Source organism: Stenotrophomonas sp. STEN022, from assembly GCF_056760155.1.
Map to the genome: position 1 here is coordinate 1 of NZ_JBRREG010000047.1, position 23,510 is coordinate 23,510.

General features: G+C 64.4%; 19 protein-coding genes. 10 read left to right on the plus strand and 9 right to left on the minus strand.

The window, feature by feature from the left end; translation table 11 throughout:
- Positions 1–335 precede the first annotated feature (335 nt).
- The 8 genes from ACVOMF_RS11375 (at position 336) to recJ (ending at position 9,965) form a co-directional block, all read left to right on the plus strand.
- Positions 336–842 carry a hypothetical protein gene (locus ACVOMF_RS11375; RefSeq protein ID WP_481509390.1) on the plus strand — a complete coding sequence of 169 codons (507 nt, stop codon included), beginning with the start codon at positions 336–338 and terminating at the stop codon, positions 840–842.
- 49 nt (positions 843–891) lie between these two features.
- The gene (gene dapB, locus ACVOMF_RS11380; RefSeq protein WP_481509391.1) at positions 892–1,623 is read left to right on the plus strand and encodes a 4-hydroxy-tetrahydrodipicolinate reductase; all 732 of its coding nucleotides are present in this window, start codon (positions 892–894) and stop codon (positions 1,621–1,623) included.
- A gap of 238 nt (positions 1,624–1,861) precedes the next feature.
- On the plus strand, positions 1,862–2,992 hold the full coding sequence (gene carA, locus ACVOMF_RS11385) for a glutamine-hydrolyzing carbamoyl-phosphate synthase small subunit (RefSeq protein WP_481509392.1): 1,131 nt from the start codon (positions 1,862–1,864) through the stop codon (positions 2,990–2,992).
- Complete coding sequence (locus tag ACVOMF_RS11390; RefSeq protein WP_481509393.1) at positions 2,989–3,549, plus strand: DUF2059 domain-containing protein; 561 nt, start codon at positions 2,989–2,991, stop codon at positions 3,547–3,549. The genes carA and ACVOMF_RS11390 overlap by 4 nt, the downstream gene beginning before the upstream one ends.
- 54 nt (positions 3,550–3,603) lie before the next feature.
- Entirely contained in the window at positions 3,604–6,846 is a 3,243-nt protein-coding gene (gene carB, locus ACVOMF_RS11395) for a carbamoyl-phosphate synthase large subunit (protein ID WP_481509394.1), read from the plus strand.
- Positions 6,847–6,854: 8 nt separating this feature from the next.
- Entirely contained in the window at positions 6,855–7,319 is a 465-nt protein-coding gene (gene greA, locus ACVOMF_RS11400; protein WP_481509415.1) for a transcription elongation factor GreA, read from the plus strand.
- A 2-nt stretch (positions 7,320–7,321) separates the two neighbouring features.
- Positions 7,322–8,245: a phosphoglycerate mutase gene (locus ACVOMF_RS11405; RefSeq protein WP_481509395.1), complete on the plus strand. Its 924-nt coding sequence runs from the start codon at positions 7,322–7,324 to the stop codon at positions 8,243–8,245.
- Entirely contained in the window at positions 8,238–9,965 is a 1,728-nt protein-coding gene (gene recJ, locus ACVOMF_RS11410; protein WP_481509396.1) for a single-stranded-DNA-specific exonuclease RecJ, read from the plus strand. Before ACVOMF_RS11405 ends, recJ begins: the two co-directional genes overlap by 8 nt.
- A gap of 175 nt (positions 9,966–10,140) precedes the next feature.
- Here the strand turns inward: recJ and ACVOMF_RS11415 are convergent, their stop codons facing one another.
- The 5 genes from ACVOMF_RS11415 to hutI all read right to left on the minus strand — a co-directional run bounded on the left by ACVOMF_RS11415 (position 10,141) and on the right by hutI (position 18,195).
- Positions 10,141–12,237 (minus strand): CocE/NonD family hydrolase, encoded by a 2,097-nt coding sequence (locus ACVOMF_RS11415; protein WP_481509397.1) that lies wholly within the window; start codon positions 12,235–12,237, stop codon positions 10,141–10,143.
- 360 nt (positions 12,238–12,597) lie between these two features.
- Positions 12,598–14,265 (minus strand): urocanate hydratase, encoded by a 1,668-nt coding sequence (gene hutU / locus ACVOMF_RS11420; protein ID WP_481509398.1) that lies wholly within the window; start codon positions 14,263–14,265, stop codon positions 12,598–12,600.
- Entirely contained in the window at positions 14,262–15,113 is an 852-nt protein-coding gene (gene hutG / locus ACVOMF_RS11425; RefSeq protein ID WP_481509399.1) for an N-formylglutamate deformylase, read from the minus strand. The genes hutU and hutG overlap by 4 nt, the downstream gene beginning before the upstream one ends.
- A 277-nt stretch (positions 15,114–15,390) precedes the next feature.
- Positions 15,391–16,938 (minus strand): histidine ammonia-lyase, encoded by a 1,548-nt coding sequence (gene hutH / locus ACVOMF_RS11430; protein WP_481509400.1) that lies wholly within the window; start codon positions 16,936–16,938, stop codon positions 15,391–15,393.
- Between the two features lie 51 nt (positions 16,939–16,989).
- Positions 16,990–18,195 (minus strand): imidazolonepropionase, encoded by a 1,206-nt coding sequence (hutI, locus tag ACVOMF_RS11435; RefSeq protein WP_481509401.1) that lies wholly within the window; start codon positions 18,193–18,195, stop codon positions 16,990–16,992.
- A 66-nt stretch (positions 18,196–18,261) separates the two neighbouring features.
- On the opposite strand from hutI, the gene ACVOMF_RS11440 reads away from it, so the two are divergent.
- Complete coding sequence (locus tag ACVOMF_RS11440; protein ID WP_481509416.1) at positions 18,262–19,626, plus strand: formimidoylglutamate deiminase; 1,365 nt, start codon at positions 18,262–18,264, stop codon at positions 19,624–19,626.
- A gap of 42 nt (positions 19,627–19,668) precedes the next feature.
- Positions 19,669–20,397 (plus strand): histidine utilization repressor, encoded by a 729-nt coding sequence (gene hutC, locus ACVOMF_RS11445; RefSeq protein ID WP_481509402.1) that lies wholly within the window; start codon positions 19,669–19,671, stop codon positions 20,395–20,397.
- Positions 20,398–20,471: 74 nt separating this feature from the next.
- Here hutC and ACVOMF_RS11450 read toward each other — a convergent pair whose 3' ends face one another.
- From ACVOMF_RS11450 to ACVOMF_RS11465, 4 genes are all read right to left on the minus strand, one after another.
- Positions 20,472–21,494 (minus strand): restriction endonuclease, encoded by a 1,023-nt coding sequence (locus ACVOMF_RS11450; RefSeq protein ID WP_481509403.1) that lies wholly within the window; start codon positions 21,492–21,494, stop codon positions 20,472–20,474.
- A 95-nt stretch (positions 21,495–21,589) separates the two neighbouring features.
- Positions 21,590–22,408: a YggS family pyridoxal phosphate-dependent enzyme gene (locus ACVOMF_RS11455; RefSeq protein WP_481509404.1), complete on the minus strand. Its 819-nt coding sequence runs from the start codon at positions 22,406–22,408 to the stop codon at positions 21,590–21,592.
- Positions 22,409–22,629: 221 nt separating this feature from the next.
- Positions 22,630–23,094: a phasin family protein gene (locus ACVOMF_RS11460; protein ID WP_481509405.1), complete on the minus strand. Its 465-nt coding sequence runs from the start codon at positions 23,092–23,094 to the stop codon at positions 22,630–22,632.
- Between the two features lie 77 nt (positions 23,095–23,171).
- A complete protein-coding gene (locus ACVOMF_RS11465) occupies positions 23,172–23,447 on the minus strand; it encodes a polyhydroxyalkanoic acid system family protein (RefSeq protein ID WP_481509406.1) in 276 nt (91 codons plus the stop codon).
- Positions 23,448–23,510: the final 63 nt, after the last annotated feature.

Here is a 23,510-nt window from a genome sequence, read left to right on the forward strand (position 1 = left end):
GCCCCAACTCCTACACGTGCTTCTGGGCACCGCGACGTAACGGGCTGCCGCACTCCGCTCTCAACCACAATCTACCCGGCTGGCAGACACAAGCGGCGTAAGCCGCGAAGCTCGAGCAACCTCAGCTGGCACCGGAGCATCGGCAGGCAGTCCGAAAGACCATTGGACACTTGCCCCCGGTGCGTGGCGCTTGCCCGGGCTACAGTCCTGGCAAGCGGCATTGGGCAATTTGGTGTTGTCACCAAACTGGTAGCGGCGCGGGCAGGGGTTCCATGTAGAACGAAGCATTTCGGCTGTACACTGCGTCGATTGCAGGAAGCAACCAGGGGAAAGACATGAAGTCATTGATTGGCGTTGTGATGTTGGTCGTGGTGTTGGCCGTAGGCGGATCGATCTATCTGCGTGGCGGCAACAAGATCACCGAGTCACAGGTGCGCGCGCTGTACCTGCGTGCCGACAAAGCGCTTGCGGCAGGCGACGACAAGCCGCTATGCGAGATGTTGTCGAAAGACTACGTACAGACCACGGTAACCAAGACCGAAACCCAGCAGGCCGAGCAGCGCTATGACAGGGAGCAGTACTGCGCTTCCCTGGCTGAGAGCATGAGCCAGCTGCGTGAGTTCCGGGAAGCCTTCGGTGATCGCATGCCGCTGCGCTACGAGCAGAAGGTGAACAGCATCAGCATTGCCAGCGATGGTCGTTCGGCCGAGGTTGAGGTGTCGGCCATTGTCGAAATGGCGGGCGTGCGCATGGTCAGCCGCGGTCGCGACACCGTGGAGCGCACCCGTTGGCGGACCTATATGACCGGCAGCCGTGCGATCACCCATGTCGGCAGGATGTAATCGCGCGCTGTGCTTGTGTGCTGGGCCGCTGAAGCGTTAGCGTGCGGGTATGAATACGACTCCAACCCGTTTGCTGATCCATGGCGCCTCTGGCCGCATGGGCCAAGCCCTGCTGCGTCTTGCGGCAGAAGATTCCTCGTTGCAGGTGGTCGCTGCGGTGGTGCGCAAACCGCCGATCCAACGCGTGATCGATGGCATTCCGCATTTCGCTGCCAGTGAGCTGTCCGGCGCGCCGGCGTTTGATGTGGCGATCGATTTCAGCCTGCCGGAGGGTTTTGACCCGGTGCTGGTGCTGTGCGTGGAGCGCGGTGTTGGCCTGGTGTCGGGCACAACCGGGATCAGCGAGCAGCAGCAGGCTGCCTTGGCAGCTGCTGCGAACAAGATTCCTCTGGTTTGGGCGACCAACTTCAGTCTCGGCGTGGCAGTGCTGGCCGAGCTGGTGGAGCGGGCTGCGGCGGCATTGCCGGGCTGGGACTGCGACATCGTCGAGTCGCACCATGTGCACAAGAAGGACGCCCCCTCCGGTACCGCGTTGACACTGGGGGAGTCGGCCCAGCACGGCGGCGCTGAGCCGCGTTACGCCAGCCTGCGTGCCGGCGACATCATCGGCGAGCACTTCGTGCAGTTCACCGGGCTGGGCGAGCGGGTGGAGCTGGTGCACCGGGCCACCAACCGCGACATTTTCGCGCGTGGGGCGCTGCATGCGGCCAAGCAGCTGTGCCAGCGTAGCCCGGGGCAATACCGGGTGCGGGATCTGGTCGGGACGTCCGAGCAGGCCTGAAATAGCTGAATGCGGAGCACAATCCTTCCGGAGTGTGGCTTTTGTAATCACTGAACAGCTGAAGGAAAGCGCACGGGGCGCTGGCGTTGGTGCCCCCCTTGCCTTTACAATTCCGGCTCGCCGAAACACGTTAGCCGGACCGGTTCCCAGACCGCCGTCCGCGCTTTTTTGCAACCGGTTTTTGACCGTGAACGCAGGCGTGGCTTCGGAGTCCCCCGGTAGCCATAGTGAGATTCCCGTGACCCAAGCCGCAATTCTCGTGCTCGAAGACGGCACCGTATTCGAGGGCGAATCCGTAGGCGCGCCCGGCCTATCCGTGGGTGAGGTGGTGTTCAACACCGCCATGACCGGTTACCAGGAAATGCTGACCGATCCCTCCTACGCCCGGCAGATGATCACCCTGACGTATCCGCATATCGGCAACACCGGTATGAACGACCAGGACGATGAAGCCTCCAAGGTATGGGCATCGGGCCTGATCGTGCGCGATGTGCCGCGCCGCCCGAGCAACTGGCGCAACCAGGTGTCGCTGCAGGATTGGTTGATCCAGCGCGGCGTGGTTGCCATCTCAGGCATCGATACCCGCAAGCTGACCCGCATCCTGCGCGAGAAGGGCGCCCAGAACGGCGCGCTGATGGCCGGCGACGACATTGATGTCGAGAAGGCGCTGGAAGCCGCCCGCAAGTTCCCCGGCCTGAAGGGCATGGATCTGGCCAAGGTGGTCAGCACCGACAAGTCTTATGGCTGGACCGACGGCCAGCTGGACCTGGACAGCAACGAGTTCGTGCGCGCCGAACCGAAGTTCAAGGTTGTGGCCTATGACTTTGGCGTCAAGACCAACATCCTGCGCATGCTGGCCGAGCGCGGCTGCGAGCTGACCGTGGTGCCGGCACAGACCTCCGCCGCCGAAGTGCTGGCTCTGAAGCCGGACGGCGTGTTCCTGTCCAACGGCCCGGGCGACCCGGAACCCTGCGATTACGCCATCAGCGCGATCAAGGCCTTCGTGGAGCAGAAGATCCCGACCTTCGGTATCTGCCTGGGCCACCAGCTGCTCGGTCTGGCTGCAGGCGCCAAGACCATGAAGATGGGTCACGGCCACCACGGTGCCAACCATCCGGTGCAGGACATCGACGACGGCCGGGTGATGATCACCTCGCAGAACCACGGTTTCGCCATCGACGAAAGCGTGCTGCCGGCCAATGTGCGGGTCACCCACCGCTCGCTGTTCGACCAGACCATCCAGGGCATCGCCTTGACCGATGCACCGGCGTTCTCCTTCCAGGGGCACCCGGAAGCCTCGCCGGGCCCGCGTGACGTGGCACCGTTGTTCGACCGCTTCATCACCCTGATGGAAGGGGCCAAGGCGTGAGCAAGGCGCGCTGGCTGATGTTGCCGGCGCTGCTGGCCACCTCGGTGGCCAGCGCGGCGCCTGTGACCGCGCAGGAGATCCGCGATCTGCTGCCGCTGACCGGCTTTGAACGCATGGGCAATGATGCAGCCACTTCCATGTTGGCCAATGTCACGCTCTTCCAGCAGATTCCGGCAGCGCAACGCGAGTGCATGGCCACGCCGATCGGCGAGGTCCTGAATGAAGCACTGGTGGATCGTCTTGTCGCCAATGTTGGCAGCGACGGGCAGCAGCACCTCAAGCGCTGGCAGGCGTTCTACACGAGCCAAGGCGGCAAGCGCATGGTCGCTACCCAGCGCCAGATGATGTACGGCACTGCGTTGCCCGCCGAGTTCGAGGGCGAGCCCAGCGAGCTGGAGCGCAAGCAGGTAGGTGAGTTCATGGCCAGCGGCTCCTATGAAGCCTTGGGCGCCGTGCTTGCGGAGCTGGGCGAGATGCCCGATGGCCTGCCGCTGCGCATGAGCGAGCGCATCCAGAGCCAATGCGGTGTCACGATTGATCCAGAAGAGTTTTCCTGATCGACAGCGTGCGATCACTTCCCCCAGACACGCTGTACTGACTTAGAGAAGAAAATGCCAAAGCGCACCGACCTAAAAACCATCCTGATCATCGGCGCCGGCCCGATCGTCATCGGCCAAGCCTGTGAGTTCGACTACTCCGGCGCGCAGGCGTGCAAGGCGCTGCGCGACGAGGGTTACCGCGTGGTGTTGGTGAACTCCAACCCGGCCACGATCATGACCGACCCGGAGATGGCCGACGCCGTCTACATCGAGCCGATCAACTGGCAGACGGTCGAGAAGATCATCGACAAGGAGCGCCCCGACGCGCTGCTGCCGACCATGGGCGGCCAGACCGCGCTGAACTGCGCGCTGGACCTGGCCGACCACGGCGTGCTGGAGAAGTACAACGTCGAGCTGATCGGTGCCAAGCGCGAAGCCATCCGCATGGCCGAAGACCGCGAGCTGTTCCGCGTGGCGATGGGCGAGATCGGTCTGGAATGCCCGACTGCAGCCGTTGCCCACACGCTGGAAGAGGCGCTGGAAATCCAGACCCGCGTTGGCTACCCGACCATCATCCGTCCGTCCTTCACCCTCGGCGGCAGCGGCGGCGGCATCGCCTACAACCGCGACGCGCTGATCGAGAGCGTTGGTCGCGGCCTGGAACTGTCGCCGACCACCGAAGTGCTGGTCGATGAATCGGTGCTGGGCTGGAAGGAATTCGAGATGGAAGTGGTCCGCGACACCGCGGACAACTGCATCATCGTCTGTTCGATCGAGAACCTCGATCCGATGGGTGTGCACACCGGTGACTCGATCACCGTGGCACCGGCACAGACCCTGACCGACAAGGAATACCAGCGCCTGCGCGATGCCTCCATCGCCGTGCTGCGCAAGATCGGCGTGGATACCGGCGGTTCGAACGTGCAGTTCGGCATCAGCCCGACCACCGGCCGCGTGGTAGTGATCGAGATGAATCCGCGCGTGTCGCGTTCCTCGGCACTGGCCTCCAAGGCCACCGGCTTCCCGATCGCCAAGGTCGCAGCCAAGTTGGCGGTCGGTTACACCCTGGACGAATTGAAGAACGAAATCACCGGCGGCCTGACCCCGGCCTCGTTCGAGCCGTCCATCGACTACGTCGTCACCAAGATTCCGCGCTTTGCCTTCGAGAAGTTCCCGGCCGCCGACGCACGCCTGACCACCCAGATGAAGTCGGTGGGCGAGGTGATGGCGATGGGCCGCACCTTCAAGGAATCGCTGCAGAAGGCGCTGCGTGGCCTGGAAACCGGCAAGGTCGGCCTCGACCCGACCGAGCTGGACCTGGGCAATGCCGACGACGTCGCCACCATGAAGCGTGAGCTCAAGGCCCCGGGCCCGGAGCGTCTGTTCTACGTGGGCGATGCCTTCCGCACCGGCATGAGCGTGGAAGAGATCTACGGCCTGTCACACATCGACCCGTGGTTCCTCGACCAGATCGAAGAGATCATCGCTGACGAAAAGCAGGTTCATGCCGAAGGCATCGACTCGCTGAACGCAGCGCGCCTGCGCAAGCTCAAGCGCGCCGGTTTCTCCGACGCTCGCCTGGCGCAGCTGACCGGCACCAACGAAGCGGCCATCCGTGCACTGCGTCGCGCCCACAAGGTGCGTCCGGTCTACAAGCGCGTTGACTCCTGCGCTGGCGAGTTCGCCACCGGCACTGCCTACCTGTACTCGACCTACGAGGACGAGTGCGAGGCCGCACCGAGCAACCGCGACAAGATCATGATCCTGGGCGGTGGCCCGAACCGCATCGGCCAGGGCATCGAGTTCGACTACTGCTGCGTGCACGCTGCGCTCGCCCTGCGCGAGGATGGTTTTGAGACCATCATGGTCAACTGCAACCCGGAAACCGTTTCGACCGACTACGACACCTCCGACCGTCTGTACTTCGAGCCGCTGACGCTGGAAGACGTGCTGGAGATCGTCGAGCTGGAACAGCCCAAGGGCGTGATCGTGCAGTACGGCGGCCAGACCCCGCTGAAGCTGGCGCGAGCGCTGGAAGCCAATGGCGTGCCGGTGATCGGTACCTCGCCGGACTCCATCGACCTGGCCGAAGACCGTGAGCGCTTCCAGCAGCTGGTCGAGAAGCTCGGCCTGAAGCAGCCACCGAACCGCATTGCCCGCAACGACCAGGAAGCCCTGCTGCTGGCTCGCGAAATCGGCTACCCGCTGGTGGTGCGCCCGAGCTACGTGCTTGGCGGCCGTGCAATGGAAATCGTCTACAGCGAAGCCGACCTGGCCCGCTACGTGCGCGACGCGGTCAAGGTGTCCAACGATTCGCCGGTGCTGCTGGACCACTTCCTCGATGCCGCGGTCGAAGCCGATGTCGACATCATCTGCGACAAGGACGGCAAGGTCCTGATCGGCGGCGTGATGGAGCACATCGAAGAAGCCGGCGTGCACTCCGGTGACTCGTCCTGCTCGCTGCCGCCGTACTCGCTGTCGGCTGAAACCCAGGCCGAACTGCGTCGCCAGGTCACCGAGCTGGCCAAGGCACTGCAGGTCGTCGGCCTGATGAACACCCAGTTCGCGATCCAGACCGACGCCGATGGCAACGACGTGATCTACCTGCTGGAAGTGAACCCGCGTGCCTCGCGCACCGTGCCGTTCGTGTCCAAGGCCACCGGCATGGCGCTGGCCAAGATCGCTGCCCGCTGCATGGCTGGCAAGACTTTGGCCGAGCAGGGCGCGACCAAGGAAATCGTGCCGGGCTACTACTCGGTGAAGGAAGCGATCTTCCCGTTCGCCAAGTTCCAGGGCGTCGATCCGATCCTCGGGCCGGAGATGCGCTCCACCGGCGAGGTGATGGGCGTTGGCCGCACCTTCAGTGCAGCGTTTGCACGTGCGCAGGAAGCCGGCAGTATCAAGACCCCGCCGGTCGGTAAGGTCTTCATCTCGGTGCGTGACGCTGACAAGCAGCGCGTGATGCCGGCGGTGCAGGGCCTGGTCGAACGTGGCTATTCGCTGGTTGCTACCCGCGGCACCGCCGCGTGGTTGCAGCAGCACGGCTACACCTGTGATGTCGTCAACAAGGTGGTTGAAGGCCGTCCGCACATCGTGGACAGCATCAAGAACGGCGAGATCGTCTACATCGTCAACACGACCGAAGGCCGTGCTGCGATCAACGACTCGTTCTCGATCCGCCGCGAAGCACTGCAGAACCGCATCACGTACTCCACCACGGTTGCCGGCGCCAAGGCGCTGGTACAGTCGCTGGAGTTCCGTGGCACCGGTCCGGTGTTGTCGCTGCAGGAACTGCACAAGGAGTTGAATGCATGAGAGCCCCCATCACGATGAAGGGCGCCAAGCGCCTGCGTGACGAACTGGATCACCTGAAGTCGGAGAAGCGCCCCAAGGTCATCGCCGCCATCGCCGAAGCACGCGAGCATGGTGACCTGAAGGAAAACGCCGAGTACCACGCCGCACGCGAAGAGCAGGGCTTCATCGAAGGCCGCATCAAGCAGTTGGAAGGTGAGCTGTCGCATTCGGAAGTCATCGACATCAGCAAGCTCAACGCCGGCAGCAAGGTGGTGTTCGGCGCAACGGTGACGCTGGCCGACGTGGAAAGCGACGAAGAGAAGCGTTACCAGATCGTTGGTGACCTGGAAGCGGACATCAAGCTGGGCTTGATTGCCATTTCCTCGCCGGTGGCACGCGCCCTGATCGGCAAGAACGAAGGCGATGCCATCGCCATCGACGCGCCGGCCGGCCAGCGCGAGTACGAAATCGTCAGCGTCGAATACCTCGACTGACGATGGCCAAGGCCACGCTGCTGCTGCCCGCGCGCAGCCGTTTTCCGGCGGGCGAAGTGCCGGCGCTGGGGGCTACGGCCGGGGGCGGTGCCGAGCGTGCGCGCGGTACGGCCGGTGAATCGGCGCTGTTGCGCGGTCACTTCAGCGTGCAGCCGGCCGACTGGTCGGCTGCCGCCTTGACCCGCCAGACTGATGCCGGCGATGCCGCCGAGGGCTTCTGGCTGCGCGCCGATCCGGCCAATATCGTGCCGGACATGCAGGGCGCCCGACTGATGGCGGCCGCCGAGACGCTGCGCTTGGAGCAGGCTGACGTGGACGCCTTGTTGCCGGCGTTGCAGCCTTTGTTCGCCGGCTTCGGCTACCAATTGGATGCGCCGACGCCGTCGCGTTGGTATCTGCGTCTGCCGGTCGACACACCGCTGCCCGAGTTTGCAGAACCGGACGCGGTGCTCGGCGACGATTTGTTTTCGCATCTGCCCAGCGGTGAAAACGGACGCCGCTGGCGTGCCCTGTTGACCGAAGCGCAGGTGGTGCTGCACCAGCATCCATGGAACGAACAACGGGTGGCACAAGGCCAACGAGCAGTGAACTCGCTGTGGTTCTGGGGTGCGGGCATGCTGCCGCAAACCGTGCATACCGCGCACGCACAGGTGCGCAGTCGCGATGCGCTGGTGCAAGGCTTGGCTGCGATGGCTGGCGTGCGCCTGGGCGGCGAGCAGAGCGTGGATGCACTGGTCGATCTGCGCCAGCTGCGTTCGCTGCAGCAGCTTGCGCGGGATGCAATCGCTCCCTTGCTCGATGCACTCAAGCGTGGCGAACTCAGCGAGTTGCAGCTGGATTTCGAAGATGGCATCGGCTATCGCATCACCCGCAGGCAGCGTTGGCTCCTGTGGAAGAAACCGATCATGACGCTTGCTGATGAGTGATGGTTTGAAGATCGTTCGACGCGCGATGGTCGCGACCGAAGGCTGGAGTGATGACACCCTGCCGCTGCTGCGCCGCATCTATGCCGCGCGAGGTGCGATCACCCCGGAGCAGGCACAGCCGCGACTGGCGCAGTTGCACGCGCCGGAGCTGCTGGGCGGTATGCAGGCCGCCGTGCAGTTGTTGGCTGATGCCATCGCCAGCGACAAACGCATCCTGATCGTCGGTGATTTCGACTGTGACGGGGCCACGGCTTGTGCAGTGGGCGTGCGCGGCTTACGCATGCTGGGCGCGAGTGACGTCGTGCATGCGGTGCCGAACCGGATGGTGCATGGCTACGGCCTGTCGCCGTCCCTGGTCGAGGAACTTGCCGCGCTGAAGCCGGACCTGCTGGTCACGGTCGATCACGGCATTGCCTGTCACGCCGGTGTACGTGCGGCAAAGGCCCTGGGGTGGCAGGTATTGGTGACCGACCACCATTTGCCCGGTGAACAGTTGCCGCCAGCCGACGCGATTGTCGACCCGAACGTGGACGGCGATGCATTCCCCAGCAAGGCGCTGGCTGGCGTTGGCGTCATCTTCTACGTACTGATGGCGCTGCGTCGCCACCTGCGCGAGCAGGCGGCATTCGGAACTCTACCGGAACCGGATCTGCTGACGCTGCTGGATCTGGTTGCCGTCGGCACTGTCGCCGATCTGGTGGCGCTGGATGAGAATAACCGCGCCCTGGTTTCTGCCGGTCTGCGTCGTTTGCGTGCTGGCAAGGCCAGCGTCGGCCTGCAGGCCTTGATCGAGGTCAGCGGCCGCGACCCGCGCCGACTCAGTGCCAGCGACATAGGCTACGCGGTTGCGCCACGCCTCAACGCGGCAGGGCGCCTGGAAGACATGGCGCTGGGCATCGAGTTGTTGCTGACCGAAGACCCCGCACAGGCGCGGCATATCGCCACGCTGCTGGAAGAGATCAACGCCGAGCGCCGCGCGGTACAGCAGGTCATGACCGATGATGCCGAGCGTGCCGTCGCCCGCGCACTGCTGGATGACGCCATGCAGCGGCCGGTTGCGGCGTGTTTGTTCGATGCGGAGTGGCATCCGGGGGTGGTCGGCCTCGTCGCTTCAAAGATGAAGGACAGGCTGCATCGGCCGGTGATTGCGTTCGCCCCGGTCGAGCCCGGTGCTGATGCATTACGTGGTTCGGCGCGCTCGATCAGCGGCTTCCATATTCGTGACGCCTTGGCTGCAGTGAACGCCAATCACCCAGGGTTGATGGAGAAGTTTGGTGGCCATGCGATGGCTGCCGGGCTGAGTTTGCCGCTAGCAAATCTGGATGCGTTCAAAACTGCATTCGAGCAGCAGGTGCAGCACAGCCTGGATCCGGCGCTGCTGCAGCAACAACTGCTCAGCGATGGCGAGTTGTTGGCCGCCGAGTTGGACTTCCAACATGCCGAGGCCCTGCGTTTGGCCGGTCCGTTCGGCCAAGGGTTTGCCGAGCCACTGTTTGATGGCGCATTCGAAGTACTTGAATGGCGGGTGCTGAAAGAACGTCATCTGAAGCTGGTGCTGCGCCAATCGGGCAGCGCCGCGCGGATCAATGCCATTTACTTCAATGGTTGGAATGGCACGGCACCTTCGCAACAGGTGCAGATTGCCTACCGTCTGGTGAGTGATGACTATCGCGGCGGCAAGGCGATCCAGTTGATCGTCGAGCACTGTGTATCTGTCTGATTCCGGCTCGAGGTAGTGCGTTCGGCTGAACGTCGTGCGCGCACAATGCCGCTACGGGCAGTTGATCGAGGGGCCTCGCCAGGATCCGGGCATTTCCAGTGCAGTGCGCGCATCCACGCATCGCTGATTTTGATTCCAGCGGGGCATGCAGAGAAGGCAGGCGTCGGCGCACGCCTCATTCGCGCACCGGCAGGTTGATATGGCTGCTGCCATACCAACGTATCTCCAGGGGCGCACCTGCATCAGCCAGGGTTTCATCGCTTGGGTCCTTGCCGCTGCCGAGATTGAGTTGTCGATCCGGTTGCTTGATGACCCCCAGGGCGATGACCAGACGGCTGCCTGCAGCGAGCTTGCGGCCCAGCAAACGGGTGTCGGTCAAGTGCACGCTGTGGCGTTGTACGGGTGCGAGCAGCTGGCGCTGGCTGGGGTCGGCTGCATGGCTGAGCCGCTGCAGCCAGTAGGCAAGATCGAGATAGTCGCCGTCGGCGGTGAGTTCGTAGATGGCGAGCGCGATGTCGGCGTCCTGTTTGTTGAGGCTGAAATCCAACGTGCCCGAGAACGCGCCGGCCAGCTCGGTGTCCTGTGCCAGCGGTTCGCTGAGGAAGACCAGGCCGGCATGGGTATCAAGCTCGCGGTTGATGACCTGTGTTGGCGGTTGCCATGCCGCGTCGCCGCGATCACGGAAATCGATGCGTTGCACACTACTGCGTGTGGGTGCGGCTTCGGCAGCAAGTCGATGGCCGCCGCTGGCGGGCAGCAGGTAGAAGCGTTGTTGGCGTGTCGGCATTGCATCGAGTGATGCGGCGTGTCGCCACTGGTTGCTGCCCATGACCTGCCAATTGACCCTGTCAGCCAGCAGTGCTGGTTTGGCCGCTGCTTTGAGTACGTGGTCGAACCAGGCCAAGCGTAGTGCCTGCAGGTCCACGCGCGCCACCGGATCGGGCGTATAGCCCTGCATCCGCTCGGGCACGCCGGTCTGCATGGTGAAGTGCTCATAGGGACCGATGAGCAGCGTGTGATCGGCATCCGGGCGCTGTTTCAGATGCTCGCGGAAGTAGTGCAGGGCGCCAATCTGCGCGCCGTCGAAATAGCCGGTTGTCGCTAGTACAGGGATACCGATGTCAGCGAACTCGCGCCCTTGGGGAATCAAGGCCTGCCAGTACGCATCGTAGGTGGGATGCTGCAACCAGCGCTCGAACCAGGGGTTTGCGGCGCCGTCCAGCGCCGGCAGGTCGCGATAGGCTTGGCCGCTGCGATACCAGCGGCTGTTCAAGGCGTTCCATCGCCCGCTGTCGCCATAGGTTGCCTCGTCCAGCGAGGTGTTGTTCGTTGTGTAGAACGGCCAGGGATAGATGAAGTTGAGGAAGATTCCGCCTTCCATCGGCACGTCGATGCCGGGAGCGGTGGTTGCCGAGGTGGCGATGGCCTTGAGTGCGGGTGCGCGCTGTTTGAGTGCCGCCCACTGGGTAAAGCCGCTGTAGCTGCCGCCGTACATGCCGACCTTGCCGTTGCTCCACGGTTGGGCGGCAGCCCAGGCAATCACGGCCGCGGCATCGCTGCCGTCGTGCTCATACGGACGGATCGGATCAGGGCTGCGGCCCTTGCCGCGACTGTAGGCAACCACGCTCGCATAGCCATGTGCGGCCATCGTCTTGGCATCGGACCAGGCCCAGTCGTCGTTTGCATAGATGGTGAAAGTCAGCAGCACCGGCAGTTGGCGGGCCTTGGCTGGATGCACGGAGATGGCGGAGATGCGTGCGCCATCGGGCGTGGTAATGCTGATGTTACGGTCAATGCTGTAACGCCGCGCGTCGTCTTCGCTGATCGCCTGCGGCACCAGCGGCAGAAACTCCGCGTATGCGGCGTGCACCTGCCACGCCCGCAGCAGGGCGGTGGCTTGCTCACCGTTCAGCGCTGCGACACTGGCGGTGGCATCGACCAGTCTGTCCCGTTGTTCGCGCAGGCGTTGCAGATTGCTGCCTAAAGCGAATTCGGCTTTCAGGGCCGTCGGGTCATCGAGCCGCTGGAAGTGGTCTGCAAAACTCCGCATCCATGCGTCGGCGAAACTGATCCGCTGCGCTTGCTGCAGCTGTTTGGCGCTCGCGTAGATCTCGTACTGGAGATACAACGGTGGCTGCTGGGGTGGATCGCCGCGCAAAGCGCGCAGCTTGTGGATGCTTTCAACCGCCTGTGGGTACTGGCCTGCGACTAGCTGCAGGCGGAAGCGGGTATCCAGCAGCGGTTGTTCGTCGCCCTGGGGCAGGCGGCTCAAGGTGAGCCTCGCAAGCCCGGGCATGGCGGCATCTACATCGGAGTGCTGAAGCTGCGCGGGCGCGGGTGCCGGCACGTCCAGGGCCGAAGCAGTTCCCGCGGCGAGTAACAGGAGTAGGGCAAGCAAGCCGTGCATGGCAGGACCAACGGTTTGATCGTTTGCCTTCAATAGCACATCGCATGGATGAGCGTAACGGCGGGTCTGTGCCGGTCGCAGGCTTGCAAAAAGCGGGTGATGCCGGGCTTGGGTGCGTTGCGGTAGCCCGGCTCATGGCGGGCACAACCAGTTGGACTTCAGTACGGAAAGCACAACGGGCAGGCCACAGGCCTGCCCGTTGCATTCACGGCCAGAGGCGCTCGGTCAGCCGAGGATGCCCGGCAGATCCAGTCCCTTCTCCTTGGCGCAGTCGATGGCGATGTCGTAGCCGGCATCGGCATGGCGCATCACGCCGGTGCCGGGGTCGTTCCACAGCACGCGTGCAATGCGTTGGTCGGCGGCCTCGCTGCCGTCACAGACGATGACTACGCCGGAGTGCTGCGAGTAGCCCATGCCAACGCCGCCACCGTGGTGCAGGCTGACCCAGGTTGCGCCGCCGGCGACATTGAGCATGGCGTTCAGCAGCGGCCAGTCGGAGACCGCATCCGAGCCGTCCTTCATTGATTCGGTTTCGCGGTTGGGCGAGGCGACGCTGCCGCTGTCCAGGTGATCGCGACCGATCACCACCGGCGCGCTGAGTTCGCCATTGCGCACCATCTCGTTGAAGGCCAGCCCGAGCTTGTGACGCAGGCCCAGGCCGACCCAGCAGATACGCGCCGGCAGGCCCTGGAAGGCAATGCGCTCACGCGCCATGTCCAACCAACGGTGCAGGTTGGGATCATCGGCGATGATTTCCTTCACCTTGGCGTCGGTCTTGTAGATGTCTTCCGGATCTCCGCTCAGCGCCACCCAACGGAACGGGCCGATGCCGCGGCAGAACAGCGGGCGTACATAGGCCGGTACGAAACCTGGGAAATCGAAGGCATTCTTCAAGCCTTCGTCGAAGGCCATCTGGCGGATGTTGTTGCCGTAGTCGACGGTGGGAATTCCTGCAGCGTGGAAGGCGAGCATCGCTTCGACGTGCACGCGCATCGCGGCCTTGGCGGCATCGCGCACTTTCTCCGGATTGGCTTGCTGTTCGGCCAGCCATTGCTCCACGCTCCAGCCGATCGGCAGGTAGCCGTGCACCGGGTCGTGGGCGCTGGTCTGGTCGGTGACGCAGTCCGGACGCACGCCGCGGCGTACCAGTTCCGGCAGGATCTCGGCGGCATTGCCAAGCAGGGCAATCGACTTGGCTTCACCGCTCGCCGTGTACTTGGCGATGCGTGCCAAGGCGTCGTCGATGTCGCTGGCCTGCTCATCGACGTAACGGGTGCGCAGGCGGAAGTCGATGCTGCTCTGGCGGCATTCGATGGTCAGGCTGCTGGCACCGGCCAGCGAAGCAGCCAGTGGCTGTGCGCCACCCATGCCGCCCAAACCGGCGGTGAGGATCCACTTGCCGCTCAGGCTGCCACCGTAGTGCTGGCGGCCCATCTCGACGAAGGTTTCGTAGGTGCCCTGGACGATGCCCTGGCTGCCGATGTAGATCCAGCTGCCGGCGGTCATCTGCCCGTACATCATCAAGCCCTTCTTATCGAGCTCGTTGAAGTGCTCCCAGTTGGCCCAATGTGGCACCAGGTTGGAGTTGGCGATCAGCACGCGCGGAGCATCCGGATGGGTGGGGAATACGCCGACCGGCTTGCCGGATTGCACCAGCAGGGTCTGGTTGTCGTCCAGCCGCTGCAGGGTTTCAAGAATCTTGTCGTAGCTTTCCCAATCGCGGGCGGCGCGGCCGATGCCGCCGTAGACCACCAGCGAGGTCGGGTCTTCGGCGACCTCGGCATCGAGGTTGTTCTGCAGCATGCGGAACGGCGCTTCGGTCTGCCAGGATTTGCAGTTGAGCGTGTTGCCGCGAGGTGCGCGCGGGTTGCGGGAGGGGTCGTGACGGGTCATGCATTTCTCCTGGTAGCAAATTCCAGACAAGCGCCGAGCACTTGCTGCAAGGTGTTGCGGACGGGGCTTGCGTGTTCGGGGTCGTAGGGCGTGGGCCAGCTGTGCTCGTCCACGTCCTCGGGTGCGGGTTCGTGCATGTAGCCGCGGCAACCCAGCTCCATCTGCAGGGTGTGCACGCCGTTGGCGGTGTTGCTGTAGTGGCGGGTGATCCAGCCACCCTTGAAGCGGCCGTTGCGCACGTGGCTCATGCCGCTCAGCGCGCAGAGGTTTTCGACCACGTCGGTCAGCGCGTTGTCGCAGGAGGTATCGGGGGCACCGCTGGGGCCGGCGCTGCCGATATTGAACTGCGGCAGTTCGCCATCGAACAGATGCGGAATCAGGGAGCGGATCGAGTGCGCGTCGTAGACGACAACGGTCTCGTGCTGGGCGCGCAGACGGGCGATCTCGCCGGCCAGTGCAGCGTGGTAGGGATCGAACCAGGTTTCGCGCCGATACTGGATCTCCGCGTCATCGGGCTCATGCCCGGCGCGGTACAGCGGCTGGTTGTCGAAGGTGGTGAGCGGACACAGGCCGGTGGTGTTCTGCCCAGGGTAGAGGGAGACACCGGATGGGTCGCGATTGACGTCGATCAGCGAGCGCGAGATGGCGGTGCGTACCGTCGTGGCGCCCAATGCCTTGGCGAAGGCATAGAGCTCGTGCACCCACCAGTCGGCGTCACGGCGTGCCAGCCACGGAGACACGAAGTGGCCGACGCGCGAGGCAGGAAGCTCGGTGCCGGTATGCGGGAAGCTGACGATCAGTGGAGCGTGACCGTGGTGGATCTGCAGCCAGTCAGGGGCGTTCGTCATGGGGATTCCTGGGATATGGCAGGCTGTGTTCTTCCCTCGCTGGCGGGGGAAGATGCGCGAAGGGCAGAAGGGGATGCTTTGCACGGTGAAGGCCAGAAACTCCCCTCATCCGGCGCTTTGCGCCACCTTCTCCCGCAGGCGGGAGAAGGGAATGCATCGCGGCTTGCAGTGAGTTGTGCCTGGTCTGACGGATTGCGGTGCTGCTGGCTGTCGCCTCTCCCGCGTGCGCGAGAAGGAATGGCAACACGGCTTTCGGCCAGCTCTGCATGCGCTTCAATCAGGCCTTGTCAGTCACATCAACACCCGGCAACTGCACACCCAAGCCAACCGTCAACGCGGCAGCGCGCACCAATGCAGTCGCAGCAACCATGTCCGGGTGGAAGTAACGGTCGTCCACCAAGGTCGGTACCTGCGCGCGCAAGGTCGAACGCACCTGCTCCAACGCCGGACTCGAACGCAGCGGTGCGTGGAAGTCACAGCCCTGGCCCGCGGCGAGCAGCTCGATGCCGATCACGTTGGCAGCGTTCTCGGCCATGGCGATCAAACGACGCGCACCATGCGCAGCCATCGACACATGGTCCTCCTGGTTGGCCGAGGTCGGGATCGAGTCGACGCTGGCCGGATAGGCGCGCTGCTTGTTCTCCGACACCAGCGCTGCAGCGGTGACCTGCGGGATCATGAAGCCGGAGTTCAGGCCAGGCTTCGGGGTCAGGAAGGCCGGCAGGCCGGACAACGCCGGGTCCACCAGCATTGCAGTACGGCGCTCGCTGATCGAACCGATCTCGCAGATCGCCATCGCCAGCATGTCCGCAGCGAACGCCACCGGCTCGGCGTGGAAGTTGCCGCCGCTCAACGCTTCGCCGGTATCGGTGAATACCAGCGGGTTGTCCGAGACGCCGTTGGCCTCGATCTCCAGGGTGGTGGCGGCCTGGCGCATCACGTCCAGTGCGGCGCCCATCACCTGCGGCTGGCAGCGCAGGCAGTAAGGGTCCTGCACGCGCACGTCGTTGTCGCGATGCGATTCGCGGATCGCCGAGCCCTGCATCAATTCGCGCAGCACCGCGGCGGTGGCGATCTGGCCGCGCTGGCCGCGAATGCTGTGGATGCGCGGATCAAACGGCGTATCCGAGCCCTTGGCGGCTTCCACCGACAGCGCACCGGTAACCAGTGCGGCCTGGAAAACCACTTCGATTTCGAATAGACCGGCCAGTGCATAAGCGGTCGAATACTGGGTGCCGTTGAGCAAGGCCAGGCCTTCCTTCGCGCCCAGCACCAAAGGCTGCAGGTCAGCCTGCTTGAAGGCCGCTTCAGCCGACATCCGCACGCCGCCGACAAAGGCTTCACCAACACCAATCATCACGCTGGCCAGATGCGACAGCGGTGCGAGGTCGCCGGAGGCGCCGACCGAGCCCTGGCAGGGCACCACCGGCACCACATCCTTCTGCAGCATCGCTTCCAGCAGTGCCAGCGTCTGCGGGCGGATGCCCGACGCGCCCTGGGCCAGGCTGGTCAGCTTCAATGCCATCATCAGCCGCACCACGTTGGCGGGCATCGGCTCGCCTACACCGGCTGCATGCGACAGCACGATATTGCGCTGCAGGGTTTCCAGGTCTTCCCGCTCGATGCGGACACTGGCCAGCTTGCCGAAGCCGGTATTGATGCCATAGACCGGCTCGCCCTTGGCGACGATGGCGTCGACCACCTGTGCGCTGCGCAGGACCGCGGCTTGGGCGGACTCGTCCAGGCGCACGTTGGCGCCGCGATAGATCTGCCGCCATTGCGCCAACGGAACGTGGCCGGGGAGGAGGGTCAAGGTAGTGCTCATGCGTGCTCCAGCAGTGCGAGGTTCAGGGTGCGAGGTTGAAAAGACAGAAATTCAAACGGTTTGTCCGCGCCAGACGCGGGCATGCAAAGGGTTGAAACCGATCCGGTAAACCAGATCGGCGGGAGCGTCGATGTCCCAGATGGCGAGATCGCAATCCATGCCGGCAACCAGCTTGCCAACACGGTTCGCGCGGCCCAGGGCACGCGCGGCTTCGCGGGTGAAGCCGGCGATGCACTCGGCTACGGTCATGCGGAACAAGGTGGCGCCCATGTTCATCGTCAGCAGCGGACTGGTCAGCGGCGAGGTGCCGGGATTACTGTCGGTGGCCAGCGCCATCGGTACGCCTGCATCACGCAGGCCCTGGATGGGTGGCAACACGGTCTCGCGGGTGAAGTAGTACGCGCCCGGGAGCAGCACGGCGACCGTGCCCGAGACGCGCATCGCGGCAATCCCTGCTTCATCCAGGTGTTCGATGTGGTCCGCGGACAGTGCGCCATTGTGCGCGGCCAATTCCGCGCCGTGCTGGTTGGAGAGTTGCTCTGCGTGGATCTTGATTGCCAGTCCGTGCTGTTTGGCGGCGTCGAAAACCTGTTGTGCCTGCGCCGGAGAGAACGCGATGTTCTCGCAGAAGATATCGACCGCTTCGGCCAGGCTTTCGGCTGCGATTGCCGGGATCATCACGGCGCAGACTTCGTTGATGTAGGCCTGTGCCTCGTGGCCAGGCGGCACTGCGTGCGCGCCGAGGAAGGTCGGCACGATGTCCACTTTGCGCATTGTCCCCAGCGCGCGTGCTACCCGCAGCTGCTTGCGTTCGTCGGCCAGGGTCAGGCCATAGCCGGATTTGATCTCGATGGTGGTGATGCCTTCGGCCAGCATTGCATCCAGGCGTGGCAGGCTGGCCTCGATCAAGGCCGCGTCATCGGCATTGCGGGTCGCGCTGACGGTGGAAACGATGCCGCCACCGGCCTTGGCGATCTGTGCGTAGGTCACACCCTGCAGGCGCTGCTCGAACTCGCCTGCGCGATTGCCGGCATAGACCAGATGGGTGTGGCAGTCGATCAGGCCTGGGCTGATCCAGCGGCCATTGCAGTCGATGCGGGTATCGGCTTCAAATACCGGTGCATCCGCTGCTGGGCCGACATGCAGGATGCGGCCATCGCGGGCGGCGACAACACCGTCGCGGATGTTGCCCAGTCCGCCCGAGGCGTCGTCCAGGGTCATCAGGTTGGCGTTGTGCCATAGCGTGTCGCAGCGCATTGTCCCTCTCCGTGCCTATTTGTATATACAATAACGGCGACCATCGGAGAGTGTCCAGTGACAACGATCAAGCCAGCCTCAACTGTTCGTTTCCACGCCGCCCAGGCCTTGTTGCCGCAGGGCTGGGCGCAGGATGTGCGCATCGACAGCGTCGCCGGTCGCATCATCGCAGTGGCTGCAGGCGAAGCCTGGGACGGCCAGTCGCAGCGTCTGGACGTGGTGGTGCCGGGCCTGGGCAATCTGCACAGCCATGCCTTCCAACGGGCGATGGCCGGGCTCACCGAAGTTGGTGGACGCTCGGGCGACAGCTTCTGGAGCTGGCGCGAGCTGATGTACCGGTTCCTGGACCGCCTGGACCCGGATACCTTCCAGGCCATTGCCGCGCAGGCCTACATGGAGATGCTGGAAAGCGGTTTCACCCGCGTCGGCGAGTTCCACTATCTGCACCACACCGAAAACGGCAGCCGTTACGCCGACCACGCCGAAATGTCGGTACGGGTTGCGGCGGCGGCGGATGAAACCGGTCTGGGTCTGACCCTGCTGCCGGTGTTCTACGCGCACAGCGACTTTGGCGGAGCCGCGCCGACCCCGGCGCAGCGGCGCTTCCTGCACGACATCGATGGTTTTTCGGACCTGCTGGGCGCCTGCAAGCGAGCCCTGGCAGACACGCCTGATGCTGTGCTGGGGCTGGCCCCACACAGCCTGCGCGCGAGTACACCGGAGGAACTGCAGGCGCTGGTTGCGTTGGCACCGGGCCCGATCCATATCCATATTGCCGAGCAGACCCGCGAAGTCGATGCCTGCCTGGCCTGGAGCGGCCAGCGACCGGTCGAATGGCTGCATGCCAATGCCGCCGTCGATGCGCGTTGGTGCCTGGTGCACGCTACCCATGTCAACGACAGGGAAGTGCAGTTGATGGCGGAAAGTGGTGCGGTGGTCGGCCTGTGCCCGATCACCGAGGCCAATCTGGGCGACGGTCTGTTCCCGATGCGCGAGTTCGTGCGGGTCGGTGGTCGCTTCGGCGTCGGCTCCGATTCAAATGTATTGATCGATGCGGCCGAGGAGCTGCGTCTGCTCGAGTACGGCCAGCGCCTGCAGTTGCGCGGGCGCAACGTGCTTTCGCCGGGCGATCTATCCAGCGGCCGCTGGCTTTACCAGCAGGCAGGCGAGGGTGGCGCACAGGCGTTGGGCGTGCAGGCAGGTTTGAGTGTGGGCGCTGCTGCTGACCTGCTGGAACTGGATGCCCAGCATCCAGCCCTGCTCAACCGCGGCGGTGACGCCTTGCTTGACAGCTGGCTGTTCGCCGCACGTAATGGCGCCCTTCGCAGCGTCTGGCGCAATGGTCGGGCCTTGGTCCGCGATGGTCGTCACGTGAACCGTGATGCGATCAGCGCGCGTTACCGTACCGCGCTTGCGCGGATACTGGGCTAAGGTCGGTTATCGGCCAGACACCGTCTCTTTCAGGAAACCCGAGTGAAGGGCAAGAAAGCTCCCACCCTCAATCACCGCATCCGCAGTGACATCGAAGGCCGCATCCTCAGCGGCGAATGGGAGCCTGGCTTCCGTATTCCGTTCGAACACGAGTTGATGGAACAGTACGGCTGCTCGCGGATGACGGTGAACAAGGTGCTGACCGCGCTGGCCGAGAGCGGCATGATCGAGCGCCGCCGGCGCGCCGGCTCGTTCGTGGCGCGGCAGCCACCGCACCTGGAGCAGGTGGCGCTTGAGATCCCCGACATTGAGGTGGCGGTTACCGACCGTGGTCACGAATACGGCTTCCAGCTGCTGGAGCGCGCGCACCGCAAGGCCAGGGAAACCTCGGCCGAAGAGCTGCAGCTGGTAGGCGAGGGCAAGCTGCTGGCGATGCGCTGCCTGCACCTGGCAGACGGCAAGCCGCTGGCGTTGGAGCGCCGGTTGATCAATCCCGAAGCGGTGCCGGAAACCCTGAAGGTGGATTTCTCCATCCATGCGCCGGGCAGCTGGCTGCTGCAGAACGTGTCATGGACACGCGGCCAGCACCGCATCAGTGCGGTGGCAGCAACTGCCGATGAAGCTGCATTGTTGAAAGTGCCGATGGGCACGGCCTGCCTGGTTATCGACCGCCAGACCTGGCGTGGCGAACTGCCCATCACCTGGGTGCGGCAGATGTTCCTTGGCGATGCCTACGACCTGATTGCCCGCTTCGCGCCGGGTGCACGCTGATTCTGCGCGCCTGATTCAATCCGTCCGATTCAATCTCCAGCCAAGCCGATGGTCTGGCTGGAAGCTGCTGACTCTCAGATGGTGCTGCACTGCCGCCAGCGCACCGGCTCATCCATGCCGGGGCGGGGGTTGAGCTGCACGCGGGTGGTGCGCAGCGCTGGGTAGCGCTGCAGCTGCTGGCAGATCAGCGGCCACACCTGGGCGTCATCGCCACTGCGTTCCACCGACAGGGTGGAGCGGGTCAACCAGATGCCGCTGACCACGCCGGAAGTGCCGGCCAGGGCCTTTGAAACGGATTGCTGGTAGCGCAGCAAGGTAGCGGCGTCCGGATCCTGGATCAGATCGCCTGGGTGAGGAGCGCTGCTCGCGGCTGCGGCGCGGGCAGGTTTGGCCTTGCCTGCGTCAGCGGCAGGTTGGGCTGCGGGTTGAGTGACCGGTTCGGCAGTTGATTCGACCGCTGTGCGCGGCGTCGCGACGATCGGTGCGGCTGCCGGGGGATCTCCTTGCATGGTCATGTAGCCCATGCCAGCCAGCAGTCCGAGGGTGGCTGCCGCCAATCCTGCAATACCGGTGTGCCGCACTGCCTCGCGGCGCGCAATGCCGGTTACGGTCTCGTGCGCTTCGGTCGGCAGGTACGGCTTGAGCAGCTCCCACAACTGGCGCGCGTCGATGACCTCGATTGATTGTTTCTCGGCCTCGGCAAGGCCATCACGTTCAACATGACCTTCGGTGATCAACAGGCCGCCGACGGCGCCGGTCAGGCTGATGGCCGAGGCGAGCTCATGGATGGCGGTTGCATCGAAGCGGTAGGCGCGGCCGTGTTTGCACGACACCAGCCAGCGCTGGCCGTCGCGCTGCAGCAGGAAATCGCTGCTGGTGCCGCGGTCGTTTTCATCGTCGTCGGTCAATGGGTGCAGATCGCGCTGTTCGGCCATGGCCTGATGCACGATGCGGGAAAACTCGCGCCAGCGCATGCCCGCCAGTGCGGCCAGGCCATGCTGGCGCTCGGTCTGACGGCGGGCGACCAACCAGAGGTATGCAGAAGCCAGGCCCCACAAGAGCAACGCAAGCAACAGGGCCAGAATCCACGAAAACATCGACATACCTGAAAGCCTAGAGAAGGGGCCCAGTCTATCTTCCCTGACGACCGTAAGAGCAGGCTGACTTCGCCTTTTTGAGCTGCGTCCGTGAATTAGTCCGCAGGCGTTGTCGCCGGCCAGTAATGGCTGTCGGGTAGCGCCCGCGCGCCAAAGATGGCCTGACCGACCCGGACCACGCTTGCACCTTCCTCGATGGCGATCTCGAAGTCCCCGGACATGCCCATCGACAGCTCATCCAGCCCGATGTGGGCAGGCGCGTGTTGGCGCAGCTGATCGCGCAGCTCACGCAGACGAACGAAGCAGGCCCGGACCTGCGCCGGCTCGGCGGAGAACATGGCCAGGGTCATCAGGCCACGGACCCGCAACGCGCCGGAGCGCGGCAGGGCCTGCATGAAACCGGCGACCGCTTCGGGTGCCAGCCCATACTTGCTGGCCTCGTTGGAGCTGTTCACCTGCACGAACACGTCCAGCGAGCGGCCTTCGGCCTGCAGCCGACGTTCAAGGGTTTCGGCCAGGCGCAGGCTGTCCAAGGCCTGGAATTCGTCGGCGAAGCGCGCCACCAGCTTGGCCTTGTTGGTCTGGAGGTGGCCGATCACCGACCAGCGCAGGTCGCCCAGGTCCTGCATGGCCTCCCACTTGTGGTGGGCCTCCTGCACCTTGTTCTCGCCCAGCACGCGGCAACCGGCCTGATAGGCCAGGCGGATATGGGCTTCGTCGATGGTCTTGCTGACCGGCAGCAGTCGCACGCCGGCCGGATCGCGGCCGACACGTTGACAGGCCGCATCGATGCGCTCGCGGACCAGTGCCAGATTTCGGCGGAAGTCATCCGCGGTCTCGGCACGTGGGTAGTGGCCGTGCAGGGCGTGCCGGGTCTGGGTGCCGGGATCGGGGGCAGGGTGCAGGGTGTGCATGCGTGTCTCCAGCGTTTGCGGCCGCCGTCTGTTGCTGCGTGAGTGGCGCGGTTAACAGCGGATTATCGCTTGCCGGCAGGTTCGAAACCCGGAATTCGGCTGCCTGGACAAATCGCAGGCATGAAAAACCCGCCATCCGATGCCGTGAGGGGAGGGAGACTTACGGCGCGGTACTGCTGGCGGGTGATTGATTCTTGCTCAACCAATGCTGCTTTGCAACATCATTGATCTTCAGCGTGCTGCCCGTCGTGCGCGGCGCGGCTCTCGGCCCGGGTAAGCCGGCGGTTGAGGGCGTCCAGGCGGTCGTTCAGCGCCTCGATGTCCGAGCGCGAGGGGATGTCCATGCGTCGCAGCACGTTGTGGACCTGGTCTTCAAACGACTTTTCGACCTTGTCCCAGGTACCGGCGGCGCGCTCGCGGGCCTGGCCCAGGGTGTTCTCCACGGTATCGCGCAGGCTTTCGCCTTTGCGCGACTGCTCGCGGGAACGGGCTTCGCTGTCCTGGCCTTCCTTGACCAGGGTGTCGAACAGTTTGCTGCCCTCGGCCTGCGCACGCGACAGCGCGCCCAGACCGGCCAGCCAGACCTGCTGGGCCGATTCGGTCACCTTCCTGGTCAAGCGCTCGGCCTGGCCTTGCGCGCCGGTGTTGTCGTCTTCGTCTTCCGGGCGTTGCTCGTAGGTGGTCATGACGATGCTCCTGTGGGGGGGAAGAGTCCAGCTACACCCTAATGGCTTGCCGGGCCGAGTTGTGTGACGGTACCTGCTCAGCCGAGCTTGTCGGTCAGCACGCGTTGAATTTCGGACTCCACCATCCCTTTCATTGCCGACAGCAGGAAGCCCAGCTCGGCCTTGACCCGCACAGCGCCCGGCAGCAGTTCGATGGCGCCATCCACGCCGGAACGGTTGAAGTGCAGCACCGGGCCGTCCCAGCGGGTGGCCACGTCGAAGCGTTCCTGCAGTTTCTCGGCGACTTCGGCAATGGCGGTGCGCGCCTTGTCATCGGACAGGGAGTGGGGGTGCTGGATATCAATGTTGGACATGGCGTGTGGCCTGGACTGCTGTTTGTAAGAATGATGCGCCATTGTGCGGACCTGCGCGGCGTA